This is a genomic window from Anaerolineales bacterium (assembly GCA_003105035.1).
In the GTDB taxonomy this organism is placed as follows: Bacteria; Chloroflexota; Anaerolineae; order Anaerolineales; family UBA4823; genus FEB-25.
The window spans coordinates 16,639-35,047 of sequence record PQAL01000026.1 but is presented as its reverse complement, the minus strand read 5'-3'; the positions used below and the strand labels follow the sequence as shown (position 1 = coordinate 35,047).

At 48.2% G+C, this 18,409-nt stretch carries 14 protein-coding genes; 9 read left to right on the top strand and 5 right to left on the bottom strand.

Annotated features, from left to right (window positions below; genetic code table 11):
* Positions 1 to 7 precede the first annotated feature (7 nt).
* On the bottom strand, positions 8 to 1,693 hold the full coding sequence (locus C3F13_11175; protein ID PWB52695.1) for a hypothetical protein: 1,686 nt from the start codon (positions 1,691 to 1,693) through the stop codon (positions 8 to 10).
* Positions 1,694 to 3,287: 1,594 nt separating this feature from the next.
* Here C3F13_11175 and C3F13_11170 point away from each other — a divergent pair.
* A complete protein-coding gene (locus tag C3F13_11170; protein ID PWB52694.1) occupies positions 3,288 to 4,490 on the top strand; it encodes a hypothetical protein in 1,203 nt (400 codons plus the stop codon).
* 348 nt (positions 4,491 to 4,838) lie between these two features.
* Here C3F13_11170 and C3F13_11165 read toward each other — a convergent pair whose 3' ends face one another.
* The 3 genes from C3F13_11165 to C3F13_11155 are packed head-to-tail and all read right to left on the bottom strand — an operon-like array spanning position 4,839 to position 7,754.
* Entirely contained in the window at positions 4,839 to 6,701 is a 1,863-nt protein-coding gene (locus C3F13_11165) for a hypothetical protein (protein ID PWB52693.1), read from the bottom strand.
* A complete protein-coding gene (locus C3F13_11160) occupies positions 6,698 to 7,456 on the bottom strand; it encodes a hypothetical protein (protein PWB52692.1) in 759 nt (252 codons plus the stop codon). Before C3F13_11160 ends, C3F13_11165 begins: the two co-directional genes overlap by 4 nt.
* A gap of 4 nt (positions 7,457 to 7,460) precedes the next feature.
* Positions 7,461 to 7,754: a hypothetical protein gene (locus C3F13_11155; GenBank protein ID PWB52691.1), complete on the bottom strand. Its 294-nt coding sequence runs from the start codon at positions 7,752 to 7,754 to the stop codon at positions 7,461 to 7,463.
* Positions 7,755 to 8,748: 994 nt separating this feature from the next.
* On the opposite strand from C3F13_11155, the gene C3F13_11150 reads away from it, so the two are divergent.
* From C3F13_11150 to C3F13_11115, 8 genes are all read left to right on the top strand, one after another.
* Positions 8,749 to 11,472 (top strand): helix-turn-helix transcriptional regulator, encoded by a 2,724-nt coding sequence (locus C3F13_11150; protein PWB52690.1) that lies wholly within the window; start codon positions 8,749 to 8,751, stop codon positions 11,470 to 11,472.
* A 242-nt stretch (positions 11,473 to 11,714) separates the two neighbouring features.
* Entirely contained in the window at positions 11,715 to 12,011 is a 297-nt protein-coding gene (locus C3F13_11145) for a hypothetical protein (GenBank protein ID PWB52689.1), read from the top strand.
* Positions 12,012 to 12,157: 146 nt separating this feature from the next.
* On the top strand, positions 12,158 to 12,559 hold the full coding sequence (locus tag C3F13_11140) for a hypothetical protein (GenBank protein PWB52688.1): 402 nt from the start codon (positions 12,158 to 12,160) through the stop codon (positions 12,557 to 12,559).
* A gap of 24 nt (positions 12,560 to 12,583) precedes the next feature.
* Positions 12,584 to 13,300 carry a DUF4386 domain-containing protein gene (locus tag C3F13_11135; GenBank protein PWB52687.1) on the top strand — a complete coding sequence of 239 codons (717 nt, stop codon included), beginning with the start codon at positions 12,584 to 12,586 and terminating at the stop codon, positions 13,298 to 13,300.
* A 120-nt stretch (positions 13,301 to 13,420) separates the two neighbouring features.
* Complete coding sequence (locus C3F13_11130; protein PWB52686.1) at positions 13,421 to 13,855, top strand: hypothetical protein; 435 nt, start codon at positions 13,421 to 13,423, stop codon at positions 13,853 to 13,855.
* Complete coding sequence (locus tag C3F13_11125; GenBank protein ID PWB52685.1) at positions 13,852 to 14,547, top strand: DUF4386 domain-containing protein; 696 nt, start codon at positions 13,852 to 13,854, stop codon at positions 14,545 to 14,547. The genes C3F13_11130 and C3F13_11125 overlap by 4 nt, the downstream gene beginning before the upstream one ends.
* 37 nt (positions 14,548 to 14,584) lie before the next feature.
* Positions 14,585 to 15,526, top strand: coding sequence for an NAD(P)-dependent alcohol dehydrogenase (locus C3F13_11120; GenBank protein ID PWB52703.1), 942 nt, complete (start codon positions 14,585 to 14,587; stop codon positions 15,524 to 15,526).
* Between the two features lie 48 nt (positions 15,527 to 15,574).
* Entirely contained in the window at positions 15,575 to 16,198 is a 624-nt protein-coding gene (locus C3F13_11115) for a hypothetical protein (GenBank protein PWB52684.1), read from the top strand.
* A 729-nt stretch (positions 16,199 to 16,927) separates the two neighbouring features.
* On the opposite strand, the gene C3F13_11110 is transcribed toward C3F13_11115, so the two are convergent.
* Positions 16,928 to 18,256 carry a hypothetical protein gene (locus tag C3F13_11110; protein ID PWB52683.1) on the bottom strand — a complete coding sequence of 443 codons (1,329 nt, stop codon included), beginning with the start codon at positions 18,254 to 18,256 and terminating at the stop codon, positions 16,928 to 16,930.
* Positions 18,257 to 18,409 lie beyond the last annotated feature (153 nt).

Sequence of the window (18,409 nt, the reverse complement as noted above, 5' to 3'; positions counted from 1 at the left end):
CCTCGCTTTACTCATAGGGCGCGTCAAGCACGACCTGTGTGCCTGAACCGGGTTGGGAAGCGATCTGCATGCTTCCGCCGATCTGCTGTATACGCGCAGTCATAAATTCCATCCCGTAATGTTTCGCAGTATCTGATTTTACCTGAGTATGGTCGAACCCCACACCATCATCGGTGATGACAATCCGTATCCTGTTGTCCTGATGCTCAAAAGTGATGCGGATTAGATGCGCTTGCCCATGCTTACGGGCATTGGTCAGGGCTTCCTGGATCACCCGATAAAGCTGAACGCTGGTGCCTGGCTTTAAGGCATTGATATCCAGGCCACCGGGGATGACCAGCTCGGTATTGATCGCATATATATTTTGGTAACTGGCAAGATGCTGCTGGAGAGTCCCAAGGAACGACCAGGCTTCCAGCGAGCCCACCTTCAGGTTCGAGATCGACTCACGCAGGTCGGTGTGGGCTTCCTGGGCAGCACTTGCCAGGCGGGATAGCTGGGCTTCAGCTTTTTCATTTTCTCCATCGTGGACCAGCTTGCGAATCGCCTGGGCTTGCAGGTTGACGTAGCCAAGCAGTTGCCCGGCGTTATCGTGGAGCTCGCCGGCCAGCCGCTCACGCTCACGCAGGGTAGCCAATACCTGCTGCTGTTCGATGAGCTGGGCCTGGGAAAGCTTCTCATCCGTGACGTCGTGGAGGAGCACCAGGGAGCCAAGTGCCTGGTTGTTATCATCCATGATGGAGGATATCCGGAGCGATACCTCGCGGATATCTGGCTCGTCTCCAAGGCTGATCTCGGTGGTGACAGCAGTCGGGTCACCTGGGTGATCGCGCGCCTTTTGGAAAATATCCACAACAGTGGTGAAATCCTTCCCTTTTAAATGCATCGAATGACCACTTAAGATCTTTTCGGCCGCAGGATTGGAGTACACAATGATATGCTCGCTATCGACCACGAGCATACCATCCTGCATCTGCCTGACCGCCACTGCCCGCGCGAGTGGAATGGGATCGAATATGCGGAACACGAAGATCGCCAGGGCGTATATGGCTGCGCCAGCATTCCAGAACAGGATCACCGGATCCATCGGCTGAAAAGGATTGACATGAAAGTAATCGGTGATAAAAACGGCGTGTGAGATGATGAAGACCAAAAGGATGAGGCCGACAGGCCAGCGCTGTTGGGGTGATCTAATAAAAAAACGCACCAGGACGAAGATTTCTACCAAGAACAAGCAGAAAAAATAAACAAAGAGCAGGTTGGTCACATTGGTATGGACCGGATCGATCCGGCCGTTGTATTGCAGATCAGTCCAGATCAGGTGAAATGTGTTATCGGTTAAGATAAATATGGTGGAAAGGAGAATAGGGATCGATAGTAGGATCAGGTTGCGGCGGGTTAAAAAGCGGCCAAGCCCACAATATTGAAGCACAAAGCATAATTCAGCCGTCGCGGTCGGGATCTTGAATAAATTCAGGAATTTAAACCAAAAGATCTGGGTCGGTAGATCATTGGCTGACAGCATCAAGGCAGCCCCAATTGACCAGAAGGTCGGAAAGATCATCATAGCCGTAAAGGACAATGCGCAAGGAACGGCCCTATGGCGGTAGCTATAGATTCCCAGCAATGCAAAGAACAATGCTGAAGCCAGCATCGGCCAGATATAGGGAGTGTAGGAATAAGAGGCAGTCATGGTGTATGGTACTTTAATCCACCCACGAGGAGCGCTGTGGTGGAGGGACCTCAGCCGTGCATCGCCTGGAAATGTACTGAATTGAAACCGTTAAGGTGAAGATGTTATCGAAGAGTGATCGGTTTATAAGAAAAAGGCAAGGGAACGAAATATGAAAAGGAGAAATTTCCTACCGAGATGATTTCCGCTGTGCCTTTTAGGTTGTTTTAATTATAGGTAAAAGGAATCTTTTTGTCAAACGCGGATGCGGAAAAGAAGTATATAAATGGTTTTCTCACTCGCAGGTGAAGCGTGGCTTTATTGATTATGTTGATCTCAACAAAGCGGCATTATATTAGTAAGTTACCAGGCAATTTATGTCCCCACTGATCGCAGTCGTAATTTGCATATTCTTGCTTTATAAAGCGGTGCAAGATGTTTTGTAGGTTACATAATTCTCTCGGAAGGCAACGGGTATTTTGGAAACGTAAAATGATATAAATATTTTAAGTGCTTCTACTACGTCCTTTCCCGGCAATACAAAATTTTATCTAGTTTTATCCATTGTTATCTTCATGCAGGTGAAGAAAATCCACGGGACGCCTTCGCAATATATAGAAGTATTGACTGGAAACTAATAACCAATCCAATATTCGTCCTTGCTTTGTGTCCGATGGACTGGGCAAAAAGAGCAGGACATTGGTTGGGAGATGAGTTTTTTCGGCATCGCCTTTTTAAGCCATTGGTTGAGCGTTCGAGCCCTGCCAGGTTTCCCAAAAGTAAATTACACATTTTTTTATAAATTAAATCTCATATGCGGGTCGCCTCTCCTTGCTTCGTACTGTGGGCAGTTTGGGTGTAATATCCCGACAGAGTATGGAAATTGTGGATTTACGGGACTAGATCATCATTAATTTCGTTGCAGTTTTGTAAAAATTTAGCCCCTCAAAGATGGAGTGGATATAATCGATAGCCAAATAATACCTGATCGCTTGACAGTGGTTCAAGTGTTATTCCCCCTTTGGACAGGTCTACAGGCTGCCTTCCCTCTTCGATAATTAGTAATAATTGTTCTTCGCAATTATCAAAAACGATGCAGATGCGATGCAGATGGGGTGTTACGCAGTGGATTCAGAAGACATGTTGGAGAAATATAGCGCCTAAAATTGGATTCTGTGGACTATAGAATACCAGATATAAGCTAAAGAACGTCGTTTCTAGAACTTCGGATCAGACGGTTGTGCCGCCTGAAGGCAGCCAGGGCAAGCCCTGGTTCATAAAGCAAATTGACGGTTCGAATCCCGCCGGGGGCGCCTATATATGGGGGTGTTCGCTCGATAGTCCTTCATATTTAGACATAATTGGACATGTTAAGAAATATTTTAGCGCCATTTTAGCGCCATTAATAACCTCCAGAAATTGTCCGTGATACAGATTGGTCTCCAGATTAGCCTGATAACCGATTTCGTGAACAAATAACTATCGGCATAATAAATATTAGTTTTCCCAACCTGTTGTAATCGACCCATAAAAGTGCTATAGTATTATTAGATGAATGATTTGGGGGATTCCCAAATCACAAGGAGGGATTGTGATTCGTAAACCTTTTCGGTTGATGTTGTATGTCCTTTTCTTGATTGCCATCCAGGCAGGTTGTGCCAAGTCAACTCAAGTGCCAGATGTAGTAGCTACACCAACCTCTATTGACATGATCCAACCTGGAGATTCCATCAATGGTGTACTCGTTACCACTGGTAATGAGGACAGCACCTTCTTGTTTGACCTCCCCTGGACAAAGAAGGATGGCATTGACTTATGTACTGTCACATTAGGTAATCCTTACAACGTCATCGGGTCTATTGCTGCCCCTACCTCTGAAGAACTCGATGAAACTTGGGAAACTTATACCGAAACCTTCAGTATCGAAGGGCGACCCGTCGATATTGCCGCTTTTGGAACCATCGATTTCGTCCATGACCGGACGCAGTTATATATGCGCGCTCCTAATGTTGTCCTCACCAGCACTGAGCCGGTAACCCTTACCATCCATGATGTCCTCACGGTCAGTGGCGAAACCACTGAATATACTTTCCTTGTTGCATTCAAACCTGCGGAGGAAGATCCCATTCAGCCACTGTCCACAGCGGTTGACCGCCTAGGTCAGCACCCCTATACCTCTGAAACCACCAATTTCGAGCTGCTGCTTTACCTTCCCGGGGAGTATGGTAAGGACCCACAACAAACCTGGCCCCTGATCCTATTCCTGCATGCATTTCCTAACGTTACCAAACTGGACTGGATGCGCATCAAACCGATTGCTGCCCGATTGGATAACCAGCTTGAATTTCCTTTCATCGTCGCCTCACCTCTACATACAGGAGAATACCAACACTGGTCACAACCTGAAGTAATGGATGCACTACTCACTCTTCTTGCAGAATTACAGGCTGATTTCAATATAAATCCCAAGCAGATCTACCTCTCCGGGATACTTGAAGGTGCCAATGGCACTTGGGAGCTTGGTCTTGCCCATCCAGAGGTGTTCGCTGCCCTCGCGCCTGTTAGTGGATATATGGGCTATCCTTTCGCAGTTCCTGAAAATATTTGCGACCTTAAAGACATGCCTATATGGGCTTTTCACGGTGAAGACGAAACAGAAGTTCCCCTCAACGCTGAACAGATGCTCGTTGATGCCCTTAAAGCCTGTGGTAGCAAAACTATCCAATTCACCATCTACCCCGATGCAAGCTATGAAATCTACCTGACTGTCTTCGAAAATCAGAATTTGTATACCTGGTTGTTAGAGCAGAGCAAATGAATTGAGCTAGCCGTTGACTTTACGAGCATTTACATGGGAAGGCTGTTCTGATTGGAATTGGTTAATTAATTTCGTTATGTTTGTAGAGATTTTATATCGATCGGGATTGGGGTGAGAATTTCATCCATCAGACGAGCTGCTTCATCCTGAGTTCCTGGAATATAGTGAGCATAAGTAGTCATTAAAATTGATAGTGAATGACCCAACATCCCAGCCACGATGATCAGAGCAATTCAATGGCTGAGCATGATCGTCGCGGTTATGTGCCGGCAGTCATGAAAACGGGTTATTGGCAATCCGGCCTTTTTACGTTACTCATCAACAGCCTGCAGCTGAGCTCTCAGCCGGTCAATCCTGCCAGGGGAGGTAGACCTGGTGCAGCCCGGTGTCGGAGCTTAATACCCACAGGCTGGTTCCATCGAAGCTCATGCTTTCCACATATTCACCCGGCAGGGTTAGCTCGCCTTTCTTTTCACCGGTAAGGTTATCGTAATAATACAGCTTGCCTTTGACTTCCATCCAGAGCATGTGATCATCGGTGACCAGTAGTCTTTCCCGGTTTGCATCGCCAATTTCATCGGTTACATCAATATGGAGTGCTGGCCGATCGGTTTTAGCCAGATCATATGCATCCAGGTAATAGGTCGGATTGTTGCCAACATAATATATGGTGAGCACCCACATGCGACCGCCAGCCAAAGCGAGAGGCGAACCCAATGTGCCGGTGCCCAGGACGCCAGAGTTATGACCGTCTTTATGCGCCGGAGGGTTCACCGCATCCATAATCCACAGGTCATGTTCACAGGCATAGCACCAGCTGCCGGTGATCCACATCCAGCTTGCGCCATCATACGCAAAACGTGCGCCGCTGGGTAGCCCATCTGGTAAGGCAGTAAATTCAAGCGTCCCGGTATCCACGATGCCAGAATTCACCCACACCTTACCGGGAGAGACGCCAAGCTGGGCAGGCTCAAATCCATAAGAACCTAGATTTGTAATCGGGATGGTTTCTACAACCTCACCGCTGGGCAGGTCAAGTAAGTAAAGAACATCGGCATGGTTTTCGTCTTCACCCCTGGTTGCCAAAACCCACAATCGTTGATCGATCATTTTCAGGTCATGATAAAGCCTTGCTTCCAGCGGGACTGCCTGCACTACTGCACCGGTTTGCGGATCAAGCAGCTGCAGGCCTGAGAACATGTCGGCAGTCCACAGCTGCCCGGGCAGGGCTAAGACAACCCCACCTGCTCCACCCGGGTGGTAGGGCATATCGGAGATAGTAAACGTGTTAATTACCACCGGCTCATCGGAAAGGGGTGCCTGACCTGTGGGGGTAGTCAGCGCACCAGTGAGGGCGGTAGACAGGGGGGCTGCCTGGCCATCAGAAGGGATGGTGATTGGCGGGATATCGGCTTTACTGGCTGACAGAGTGATGACAATCTCACCTGCCTCGGGTGCCTCAGGGTCACTGTCCAGCACAGCCGGCACGCGCAGCTCGGATTTCACCAGCGCATGGGAAGCCTGGTCATACGACAGAGCGCCAGTGATAACCTGGTCACCGATGAGGCCGTTCACAGTATATTTATCCACCGAAAACCCGCCTGACTGCTCACTACCCGCGCTGGTGAGGCTACCTTTGGGCAGAAGGTCAAGCCACAAGCTGAAGCCTTCCAAATCATGCAGCTGGTTTGATAATGTAGGAAGATAGTCCTCCTCGGCTGGGACATTCGCCCAGCTGGGATCACCAGTGGAGGGCATGTAGGCTTTGCCACTGATGACGTAAACCTCGTAGGTGATTTCTTCCAGCACAACCGTACCTGCTGCAGGATCTCTTTCTACTGTGACCGGTGTTTGGGTATAGGTGAGATGCATGTTTCCTGTTGCGTCAATTTCTCCGCGGATGGATTGGGTGCTGCCATCGGGGCGCGCTCCGCTCAGGCTGAAGCTGATTCCGCGCAGGTCCAACAGCCGGTTCAACGGGTCGGGGATCTCGCTCGCTGCTGGCTGTGGGGCGTCCTGCGTGGTGGTAGCGACGGGTGAAGAGGTTGCGGGTGACTCTTGGGCTTGAGAGGCGGATGGCTGAGACGCCTGAGGAAGGGCACTGGATTCAGATGGCATTATGACGGGTGTTTCAGGAGCACTACTACAAGAGCTGAGGATGATTACGAGCAGGCAGGCGATAAGCGCGCAGCTGGGCTTCAACGCTTTCATTTTCCCCTCCACTCGCCTAAAGGATAAGTAGAAGTTCCTTCGGATGGATCTATCGGAGGACCGATTTTTTTCACATTAAAGTAACCTGTTCCTGATAGTTGAATTCTGCCATGCGGGGTCTGTTGCAAATAATTCAATCCAGGGATTTGGATAAATCCACTGATTGCCATCTCGGATGCTCGAGTGATCACAAATTGCATGGATTTGCGTTGATTGAGCGAGCTGATATGTTTGTTCATACCTTCTTCAGCAGAGTTCTCATTACCAAGGGTTTTGCAATCTTTTGAAATTCCAGCGATATTAAACAAGACTGGCGAGACATTGGAGAGATTAATATCTGCCATTATGATATTTCCTGCAGATCCGGAGGTGACAGGCTTTAGCGTACCTGAAGCCTTAGCATACAAGTCGATTACAACGTCGCAAGCCATTTTGTTGATGAATAATGTGTGATGATAGTCAGCTACAGTTGGACTTAATTGGATGCTGACATTGGATATCGTTTGCCCATCGGTATCAATTTGGAAAGAGAGTTTTCCCTTGATTTGTACTGAACTATGGTATTCAGTTTTTACCTCGACGTCATCTTCCTGCGCCCAATCATCCAGGAGATCTTTAGAAGTAAATTGAAACCTACCTGCATATATTCCCGGGCTTAAAACTGTCGACTGCGCCTGGGAGGTTTGGGGTGAACCAGAGAGAAAAAGGGTGATGAATAAGACGATAGTCAAAAAGCTACGCTGGATCAATCGCATAGGCTTATCCTCCGTAGATACCTTGCCAGCAGTTTTGTGAGCTGCCCAGGAAGGCTAGATTGGTGGTATGAAGGGGAACCGGCATTTCCAGGACATCCCCAATATTACCTTCACCCGCGTGGGTCAGCTGGGGAGTGTTCAGGTTCGCAGCCTCAGCATCTGTGCCGGCAGGGATGGTCGATGCGGGTTCTGACTCTGATTGGATAGATGCCGGAGCTGCCATACAGTGGGTGGTGGTGAGGGTGACGTGGAGCAAGGAAAGAAATTTTTGCAGTAATGGAATGTGTATGGAAAACAAATTTCCTCTAAGATTGGTCCACCCAATTTCGGCTGGGCAGAATATTTTATTTACTTTGTACCTGATTGCACGAATGTGAATAATTTTACTATAGATGTGTATATACCATTGATTGAAGTCAGATAGCCCTGGGGGCGCCAATATCTAGGAAATGGAACTGCCAATATTGCCATATGTTGCCAGTTTATTATAAATATTCGGAGAGACCAAGACAAAAAGCGCCAATCTATTGATCTCATCAAAAAAATAACCGGTCTCCACGACAATCGGAGACCGGGTTTCGTGACTCAATTTCCCAGCATTAATCCGCATCAATATTATCAGGCATAGTCTTCATCTATGCCACATAGACTAGGAGGACAGTGACAAGTATTTGATGTACTCGTCTATGAAAAACCAATAATTCGTAAGCCTAGCAGTTGGGAACAGAGTGAGGATTCGCTTTGAGAATCAGCACTGATTCCATGCCCACTTGAAGGTTTTGCAAAAGCATCCCGTAAGAATAACAACCTCCAGGTTTTCCAGCACATCAATAATAGTATGACAGTGATCGAGGCCTGTCGGTTGAAAGGGATGCTACACAGCTTAGGCGGAGTAATCGCGCTAAAGAAGGCGCGGGTTCGAATCTGCCGGCACCGCCAGGTCGATTTGATTACCCACGTTTATGCATTGATCTTTTTAGATATAGTAGAGGGCGAGGGTTTGCGTCCCATCAGATTCATGGTATGAGTAATTTCCATAAAATTGGTTATCCAGAACAGCCGTATTTTTCTCTTGCTATAGTAATAAAAATGAACGGTTCTAGTAACATATTCTTTTAGTCTGAATAGTTTCTAAGCAGGTGGAATATATATAAAAATCCCAATTGCATGGCATAAATACCCTTATTTTCAATCAGATTCCCCTGTCGATGATAAGCAAATAAGAATTTTACTGGACAATTGCCTGAGACTTGTTGATTAAGTAGATTAGTTCGTTGCTATAATTGAGCGGTATGTCTCCTGAATTATTATCGACAAAATTATTCACTCCTCCTGTCCGAAAAAACCTTGTCCCGCGCCCACGCCTTATACAACGGCTTAATCTAGGATTAGATGAAAAGCTGAGTCTCATCTCAGCTCCCGCCGGTTTTGGAAAAACCACGCTAGTAAGCGAATGGATTGCTGGTTGCGCACGACCGGTTGCCTGGCTATCACTGGACGAAGGGGATAACGATCCCACACGCTTTCTGACTTACCTCGTCGCGGCTTTGCAGACGATTGCGGCAAATATTGGAGCAGGGGCGTTGGCTGCGCTCCAATCCCCTCAGCCACCATCCACCGAAGCGATTCTGACGGCCCTGCTCAATGAAATCGCCACCATCCCAGACAACTTCATCTTCGTTCTTGACGACTATCACATCATTGATTCCAAACCGGTTGACAATGCCCTCGCCTTTCTGCTCGAGCACCTGCCGCCCCAGATGCACCTGGTCATCGCCACCCGTGAGGATCCCCAGCTGCCCCTGGCCCGGCTGCGCGCCCGGGGCCAACTGACCGAGCTGCGCGCCGCCGACTTGCGTTTTACCCCCGAAGAGGCTGCTGAATTTCTCAACCGGGTAATGGGGCTGAATCTCTCGGCAGAAGATATCGCCGCCCTGGAAACTCGCACCGAAGGCTGGATCGCCGGCCTGCAACTGGCAGCGCTCTCCATGCAGGGGCGGTCAGACATTGCCAGTTTTATCCAGGCCTTCACCGGCAGCCATCGGTTTGTGCTGGATTATTTGGTTGAGGAGGTCTTCCGGGCCCAGCCAGAAGGTATTCACAGCTTCTTACTGAAAACCGCCATTCTCGATCGGCTATGCGGTTCTCTGTGTGATGCCGTTACAGGTCGAGAAGACGGCAAAGGAATGTTGGAAACACTCGAGCGTGGCAACCTGTTTATCATTCCACTCGACGACCAGCGCCAGTGGTACCGCTATCATCCCCTCTTTGCTGAAGTATTGCAAGCGCGTTTACTAGACGAGAAGCCGGATCAAGTATTCAGCCTGCACCAACGGGCGAGCGAGTGGTACGAGCACAATGGTTCGGCGGCCGATGCGATCCGCCACGCGCTGGCGGCAAAGGATTTCGAGCGAGCGGCGACCCTGGTCGAACTGGCAGTGCCAGAAATGCGCAGGAATAGACAGGGAGCCACGGTCACGGAGCTTGGCTGGCTAAAGGCGCTACCCGACGAGCTGGTCCACTTCAGGCCGGTGCTCTGCGTTGACTATGCTTATGCATTATTTGGTGGCGGAGAGCTTGAGGCTGTTGAGGCTCGATTGAGGGACGCCGAAAGGTGGATGGACACGGCAGCCGACACGGCGGGGATGGTCGTTGTCGACCAGGAGGAATTTCAACGTCTGCCGGGTATGATCGCCCTTCTCCGTGCTGCGCACGCTTTGGTCCGGGGCGATATGCTTGAGGCTGTGAAAAATGCCCGAAGGGTGCTCGATCTCGCACCTGCGGATGCCCATCTGATGTTGGGTGGGGCAGCCTCGCAGCTTGGGCTTGCCGCATGGACAAGCGGGGATCTCGAAACTGCCCGCCGGATGACTGCCGATGGCATGGTCCATGTGCGACAGGCTGGGTATATCTCTGCCTCCATCGGCGCTGCCAGAGTCCTGGCGGATATCCAGATTGCGCAAGGTCGACTCCGCGAGGCCATGAACACCTATAAGCAGGCGTTGCAGTGGGCAACTGAGCCAGGCATGCCAGTACAGCGGGGAGCGGCAGATATGTACGTGGGTATGAGCAACCTTCAGTACGAGTATAACGATCTAAAGGCCGCCATGAAGCTCCTACTCACAAGCGAGGCACTTGGTGAGCTTGGTGGGCTACCGCCAAACCGGTATCGCTGGTGCGCAATGATGGCGCGTATACGTGTAGCCCAAGGCGATCTAGACGACGCAGTCGTCCTGCTCAGCCAGGCAGAGCGCCTATACGATGGTGCCTTTGCTCCGAATGTACGTCCCATTGCGACGCGGAAGGTACGGGTGTGGCTGGCCCAAGGTCGGTTGGGTGAAGCCTTGGACTGGGCGCGCGAGCAGGGACTGTCTGTCGAAGACGATCTTAGCTACCTACACGAATTCGATCACATCACCCTGGCAAGAATGCTCCTAACCCGCTACCTGAATGACCGTGAAGATTGTACCATTTCTGCGATACTGGGACTGTTGGAGCGCCTGTTGAAAGCCGCAGAAGAACGCGGTGGGAAGGGAAGCGTAATTGAAATCATGGTACTGCAGGCGATGGCTTATTCCGCGCAGAGTGACATCCCTGCCGCTCTCGAGCCGCTGAAACAGGCTCTGATGTTGGCAGAGCCGGAGGGCTACATCCGTATGTTCCTTGACGAAGGCTCAAGCATGCTCCGACTGCTTCGTGAAGCTTCTGCGCGTGAGATCATGCCAATCTACACAGACAAGCTACTGTCAGCATTTGAAGAAGAGCAATTCATGAGTGCGGGCAAATCTTCTCTTCCCACGGCCCCCGCTTCGCAACCCCTAATCGAGCCAATAAGCCGGCGCGAGCTTGAAGTTCTCCGATTATTAAAAAGCGAACTTTCCGGGCCGGAGATTGCCCGTGAACTCGTGATAGCCGTGAGCACTGTCCGCACGCATACCAAGAGTATCTACAGTAAACTCAACGTCAATAATCGCCAAGAAGCAGTTAAACGAGCCGAAGAGCTGCATTTGATTTAGCCACGCTAAAGCATTATCCCATCAGGCTTCACACAGCCCTGCCAGATAAACCAGCATTTTAATACTGGCCTGGCAGGGCTTTTGATTCCCTGGCATCCTCTCCCACATATCCCCATATACATCCCTACATAAATCCCCACACATGGGGAATACATCTCCCCATATTGATTGATATATTTTGCGAAGATAAGAGTGAATGCAATGAGTGGAGATTCATACATAAAAAAATCAAGAGGCGCAGAATGTATAAGGCACATGCATCAACCAAAGATCATTACGGGCCTGGTATTTATGAAATTCGCCTCAAGGGACACCTTGATGGCAAGTGGGCCGCCTGGTTTGAAGGCCTGACCATCACACTCGAGGACAATGGCGATACGCTTTTAACTGGACCGGTAATTGACCAAGCCGCGTTGCATGGATTGCTGAAAAAAGTGCGGGATTTAGGTTTGCCGTTAATTTCGGTCAATCCTCTCGAACACGGTCCCTCGACAACGCTCGAGACAGTCCAGGCTGATAGGTCAGACATCAAATCGTAAATGGATAGTAGCGCATTGGAAAGGAGTTTGCCTTTGAAAACATTTCCAGCCTATTTCAACCCCCGGTAACCGGGTGACGACCACAATTTTATTCAAGTCCAAATTAATGGAACCCATCCATATCTTTAAAAAACAAGGAGAAATAAATGAAGACAATCAAATCTACCACCGGATTAGATCCAAAAATAAAACTTTCATTGTTATGGATATTTGTATTACTCAATATGGCTTATGCGGATATTCTTTCTTTAATGGATCCCACATCCGCGATCCGCGAAGTAATGGGCGGAGCTCCATTGCCTTCGGGAGGTTTGGTGCTAGGCGCAATAATAATGGAAACTGCGATTGCGATGGTTATCCTGTCCTGGGTATTGAACTATAAAATAATCCGCTGGGTAACCAGCATTATTGCTGCAATAAATATTTTTGGTGTTGTAACTGGCGGACACGGTCCTTATTATGTGTTTTTTGCAACAGTGGAAGTGGCGTGTATGTTGCTAATTATCTGGTTTGCCTGGAAGTGGAAACCAGTAGTTGAACCTATTTGAGCACAGTGAAAAAGGAGATACAAAATGAATTCAACTCGAAAGATTGCCGTGTTTACAGGCGTGATTTTCATCATTGCAACTGTCGCGCCCATGCTAGCCTCGTCGCTCGTACCTGACCTCACTGGTGCGGATAACCTCACTCCGTTATCTGCGCCTACGAACCAGGTGGCTGCAGGAGTGCTGCTCATGCTCATCGGGTACTTCGCATGTGCTGGCACAGCCGTCGTGATGTATACGGTCTTGAAGGAGCGGAATGCGGGTCTGGCCATCGGATCTGTCGTCTTCAGGACAATTGAGACAGCCTTTTACGTGGTCGGCCTCGTGAGTCTGCAGTCTTTGCTGACACTCGGCCAGCAGTTCACAACAGCGGGAGCTGCCGATCGTACGTCGCTTCAGGCTATCGGCAATTTGTTGGTGAGCGTACGCGACAACGCCGCGCTGGTGGCGGTGTTCGCCTTCTGCCTGGGTGCATTTATGTACTACTACCTGTTCTTCCAATCACGGCTCATTCCCCGATGGCTGTCGGGCTTTGGTATCGTCGCGATCATCCTGATGATGGTGGCTTGCGTGTTGGCCTTGTTCAGCGGAAACCGGATTACCAGCTACATTCCCCTGGCGGCTCCTATTTTTCTGCAGGAAATGGTTCTGGCAGTTTGGCTGATCGTTAAGGGATTCAATCCGTCTGTAATTGCTTCAAAGTATGGGAAATCAGAAACGAACGAGCTGTTGAGCGTGGCATAGATCTGCACTATAGGGGAGAGGGAGGATCTTCAGCCCTCCCTCTCACCGTTACGCACAATGATAAAGCTTGTGGAATAGACCTTAAATAGCGGAGACCACACATCATAAGGAGAAAGCAAAATGCTAAAAAGAGGTTCGATAGTTCTCTCAATCTGGAGCGGTATCAATTTTCTTCTTGCCGCCGCGATATTGTCCAGTGTCGTCATTTTCAACGCAAACTCTCCACTTTTGGTGATGGTGTTTGATAAATCTGAAATCGCCAGCCTGGATGCCAAGGTCATTGCATCGCTCAATGCTCTGACGATCCTGTACAACTCTTGCTCGGTGGGTCTCTCGGTGCTGGTGTGGTTGATCATCCGAAAAAGCCTGATCGCCAGCCAAAAATGGGCTTTCTGGGTATTGCTGTTCGTGATCGGCTTCGTGGAAGTGATGGCCTTCATCGCTTCCGCAGAAGTCGGAAATGTGAGATGGCAAGTGAATGTCCTTCAGAGCGTTCTATATCTGGTAGGCATAGGCCTGTCGGGCTATTCACTATTTAAAGGTGATAAAAAATGAATTCAATCAATAAGACCGCAAGAATCGCAGGTATCCTCTATTTCATGTATATTGTAACTTCGATCATTGGAAATGAGTTTGGTCGCTTTGTATCCGTGGATGCCCCAGTAACGGTCAATCACATAATGGCTCATGAATCGCTATTTCGTATCGGATTTGTAATCAGTCTATTCTCAGTTGTGTTTTTTCTTATGGCGGCCTGGTATTTGTACGTGTTATTAAAACCGGTGGACAAAAACATAGCTTTACTGTTCCTGTTATTAAACTTGGGTGGGTTTGCTATATGGTGTTTTGGTATGCTTTATCTATTTGCCAGCCTGTTGCTTTTGAGCGGAGCTGACTATTTGAAAGTATTCCAGCCAGATCAGCTACAAGCGCTAGCGATATTATTTGTCTATTTATACAAAAATGGATATATTGTCGCCCAGATACCCTATGGTTTCTGGCTCTTTCCTCTTGGTTATCTAGTTTTCAAGTCGGGCTTTCTTCCTAAGATCTTGGGCATACTGTTGATTGCCGATGGTTTTGGTCTTTTGATATATGTTTTTCAGCGTTTCCTTTTGCCGGGCTACGAAGTAATATCGTACCCATGTATGGTGGTTAGTTTTATTGCGGAACTCTCTCTAACTTTGTGGCTTTTGATTAAGGGTGTAAAGGATCAGAAACCAACCCTAGCTGATGGTCAGAAATAAAAATGAGTACTATCAAGTAAAAAGGAAAGGTACAAAAATGAAAGCAATTGTATGCACAAAATACGGACCGCCGGAGGTTCTTCAGCTCAAAGAGGTGGAAAAACCTACTCCCAAGGACAATGAAGTATTGATAAAAATTCATGCAGCAGCAGTGACAGTTTCTGACTGTATAGTTCGAAGTGGTAAAGTAAATATCTTGCTATGGATCCCCATGCGCATATTTATTGGTTTCAGAAGACCAAGAAAACCTGTACTAGGGTTAGAGTTAGCCGGAGAAATTTATGCAATAGGCAAAGATGTAAAACGATTTAAAAAAGGTGACCAAATTTTTGCACTTACCGGCAAGCGTTTTGGTGCTTATGCCGAGTACGCTTGTCTGCCAGAAGACGGAGTGTGCATGCCACAAGACAGTATTATGGCATTAAAACCGTCCAATGTAACCTATGAGGAAGCTGCTGCTGTTCCTTCCCGAGGAACTTTAGCATTGAATTTTCTCAAGAAGAAAGGAAATATCCTGAAAGGACAAAAAGTTCTCATCTATGGAGCTTCTGGAGGGGTAGGTACTTTTGCGGTACAGCTTGCCAGGTACTTTGGGGCGGAAGTTACCGGGGTATGCAGTACCACAAATTTAGAATTCGTGAAATCTCTGGGAGCCGATAAGGTAATTGATTACACAAAAGAGGATTTTACGAATAGAGGAGAATCTTATGATTTTATCTTTGATGCCGTTGGAAAAAGATATAGCTCAAAACTACAGTATAAAAAAGCGCTAACCCCAGCCGGGAAATACATATCAGTCGATGAGGGGACACCAAAGTTATATATTGAAGATTTAATTTCTGTCAAAGAGCTGATTGAAGCGGGAAAGATAAAACCGGTCATTGATAGACTCTATCCGTTGGACCAGATGGTTGAGGCGCACAGGTATGTCGAAAAAGGACACAAAAAGGGAAATGTCGTCATCAGTGTGCAGCATTAGCTAAAAGACAAGTTACACCAAACCTGAAACAACAGAAAGAAGGAAAAAATGAAAAGAATCTGTTCATTCACAATCATTTTGTTAGCACTGGCAGCCTGCACGGCGCCGCAGGTCCAGATACCTGCACCTACAGCGACGGACATGCCTCAGGTGAATATGCCGAATCCTGCTTCGGTCTATTGCGAGCAAAACGGCAACGAACTTGAGATTCAAACGGCAGCCGATGGTAGCCAAAGCGGAGTATGTATTTTTCCGGATGGCAGCAGCTGCGACGAGTGGGCCTATTACCGAGGAGAGTGCGGTCCTGCAGTGGAAAATAGACCAACACCTACTACAACCCTTGAGGTAACCACAGAAGCAGGTGGTGGCGGTTCAGGAGGAAATGCCTCGGGCGGTTACATGCCACCCGGTACTACTGAAGAGTTAGCAGATTGGTGGGGCGTCATCAAGAGCAACGCACCAGGCGCGGAGTATGATGATTGCTTCGAGCGGCAGGATCTGGGGCAGGTCATTTATTTTGGCATCGATTCTAGAGATCCAGTAATCGAATCCCAGATTGTAGAACTGCGCGACAGTGGTAAGGTCGTGCATCTTTATGGCACACTTCTCAGCAATGTACCTGATTGCAATGGCTCGCAGGTTCTTGTGGAGCGTATCGAGGTTGATAGGTAACAGTAAGCATAAAGGACATGATAGCAATGAAATCAGGTTCGGAATAGAATCGAATCATAAAGAAAAAAGCTTAATACAAAAATTGAAATATCCTTTCCTAATCAAATCTTGGTATGTACCTGTCACTTCGTACCACAGCCCTTTCTGAGTGAAATTATGAAGAAAGGGCTGTGGGTTGGTTTACACTTTTACTCAAAATATTGATTCATCTTATATTTATTGGTTTCAATATATTGAATCAGGTCCTCAGGTCGGACACGACATGATTTTCCAATCCAAAAAGTGGGGAGTTCGCCAAATATCATAAAGCGAGAAGTATAAGATCGACTGATATTCTATATGTCAGCTATTATGCATAGTATTTATAGATATTGAAGATGACACGGATACGAAAACTCTCAAGTCGATTAGTAGAGAAGATTAAGGTAAAACACCTGCACTACTGTGGAGTCAGACATACAGCAGGCCACTTCCCAGATGATATAGTTGGGCGTTATCTTGTGCTCAGTCTAATATGATCCCGCATGTACTCCCGAATGTCATAAGGAGTTTGCAGTCGTTGATAAGCGAGGATTGCAAAGCTGAATCCGAATGGACCTTCGTGGAGACTTATGCATCCAGGCCACGCCTTGATCGTCCAACCGAGCTGATGCAGCCAGCTAAACCCATACTGGGGCTATATTGCGAAAATCTGCGGTGTTTACAGTAATAAACTTTGTCGGCAGATCGTCACTCCTCCCCCTGAGGATTTAAGAACAACAGAGCGAGGTCATTTCCGATCTGTGCGATTACCCATACCCTACCGTCAGGATCGACGCCAATGCCACGCGTCTCAATGGAAGCAACAGGTATTGCGGATCCTCCTTCAAGCTGAAATACATTTCCATCTCCAAAAAGCCAACCCTGTCCTCCACTATCCAGTGCCAGTTGCATTTTCTGCGAGGACCACGACTGTGCATCAATGACCAACGACCATTCCCCATTGTGCACCCGGTAAAGATTAGATAGACCGCTGCAGCTTGCCCCGCCACACATTTGCATAATCACCCACACATCACCGACCCGGTCGATGATGAGTTGTTGAGGGTAAGCGAAGTTGTAATCGAATAGCAACTCTTTTGGCAGGCGATATTCAGTCCAAGATTGTGTGGTGTGTTCGAAGCGCCAGATACTTCCGTAAGATCCAAGCCAAACGTTCTCAGCAAGGTCCTCTTGTAAAGTAGAGACGCACGTGGCGCCATCTGGGATATTCCCTGCTTGCCAGATTTTTCCATCGAACCAGCGCACCCCACCGCCACCCATTGGGCCTGGTCCTGAATAATAGCACTCGCCTACCCACACTTCTGCACCAGCTTTAGCCGTGGCGAGGCTATGAACGATACTGATGTCTTCCATATCTGGCTGTGCAAACCCCATATCTGTCAGGGAGTAAACAGTCCATCTATTACCATCAAATGCCCTGACGTCTCTAGCCATCGGTGCCCAAAGGGTGCCTTCAGCATCGTTATACAAACTCCAGGGTATAGGTGCCCACCAGTTCGTCGGTGAACTAACCGGATCCGTCCAACCGCTTTCAGCGCCATAGGTCATCCACTTCCCAGCTTGCCAGGCATCAATCTTGCTCATGTCTTGACGTAAAACCCATAAGCGGCCGCTATCATCCACTGCAGCAAGGAAATCCTTACTTTCTGATAGTATTTCCTCCCATTTCTGGTCGTACCAACGCAGGACTGATTGGTTAGTGATGATCCATAAAGAACCTTCCGCCAGGGCACGCACTTGCAAATCCATGTAAGGGTTCAGTGGATGATCGGTCAGTGAAGTTACGCGCTGGAAAAATGGTATCTCCTGAGGCTGTGGCGTGGCAGTGCTGGTTGGTTCAGGGAGAAAAACGAGGGTCTGGGTGGGAAGTATGGTCGATGTCGGTTCGCGCGTGGGCGGTATGATCAAGGTGCTTGATGAGGCAGGTGTAGCCGCAGGTGTTTGAAGTGGCTCACATGCGGTAGCAAAACAAATAAAGACGAGTGCAACACACGATAATTTCATTCGCATGATCATGTTTTACCCCATTGAAGTCTTGTATTACGAACCGAAAGAACCGTACTGATTAACGGATATGAGCGGATATGGCGCTGGCAGCGCATTAATTACATTCAGTATACAGAATAATTTCTCACCACGCAATATTCATTCAACTATTCAATTCAATAA

What these genes read in the sequence shown, in the direction of transcription:
- C3F13_11125 (PWB52685.1), top strand. Translation starts at nt 13,852, where the DNA reads ATGAATTCAATCAATAAGACCGCAAGAATCGCAGGTATCCTCTATTTC.
- C3F13_11130 (PWB52686.1), top strand. Translation starts at nt 13,421, where the DNA reads ATGCTAAAAAGAGGTTCGATAGTTCTCTCAATCTGGAGCGGTATCAAT.
- C3F13_11165 (PWB52693.1), bottom strand. Translation starts at nt 6,701, where the DNA reads ATGAAAGCGTTGAAGCCCAGCTGCGCGCTTATCGCCTGCCTGCTCGTA.
- C3F13_11135 (PWB52687.1), top strand. Translation starts at nt 12,584, where the DNA reads ATGAATTCAACTCGAAAGATTGCCGTGTTTACAGGCGTGATTTTCATC.
- C3F13_11115 (PWB52684.1), top strand. Translation starts at nt 15,575, where the DNA reads ATGAAAAGAATCTGTTCATTCACAATCATTTTGTTAGCACTGGCAGCC.
- C3F13_11110 (PWB52683.1), bottom strand. Translation starts at nt 18,256, where the DNA reads ATGATCATGCGAATGAAATTATCGTGTGTTGCACTCGTCTTTATTTGT.
- C3F13_11145 (PWB52689.1), top strand. Translation starts at nt 11,715, where the DNA reads ATGTATAAGGCACATGCATCAACCAAAGATCATTACGGGCCTGGTATT.
- C3F13_11160 (PWB52692.1), bottom strand. Translation starts at nt 7,456, where the DNA reads ATGCGATTGATCCAGCGTAGCTTTTTGACTATCGTCTTATTCATCACC.
- C3F13_11175 (PWB52695.1), bottom strand. Translation starts at nt 1,693, where the DNA reads ATGACTGCCTCTTATTCCTACACTCCCTATATCTGGCCGATGCTGGCT.
- C3F13_11170 (PWB52694.1), top strand. Translation starts at nt 3,288, where the DNA reads ATGTTGTATGTCCTTTTCTTGATTGCCATCCAGGCAGGTTGTGCCAAG.
- C3F13_11150 (PWB52690.1), top strand. Translation starts at nt 8,749, where the DNA reads ATGTCTCCTGAATTATTATCGACAAAATTATTCACTCCTCCTGTCCGA.
- C3F13_11120 (PWB52703.1), top strand. Translation starts at nt 14,585, where the DNA reads ATGAAAGCAATTGTATGCACAAAATACGGACCGCCGGAGGTTCTTCAG.
- C3F13_11140 (PWB52688.1), top strand. Translation starts at nt 12,158, where the DNA reads ATGAAGACAATCAAATCTACCACCGGATTAGATCCAAAAATAAAACTT.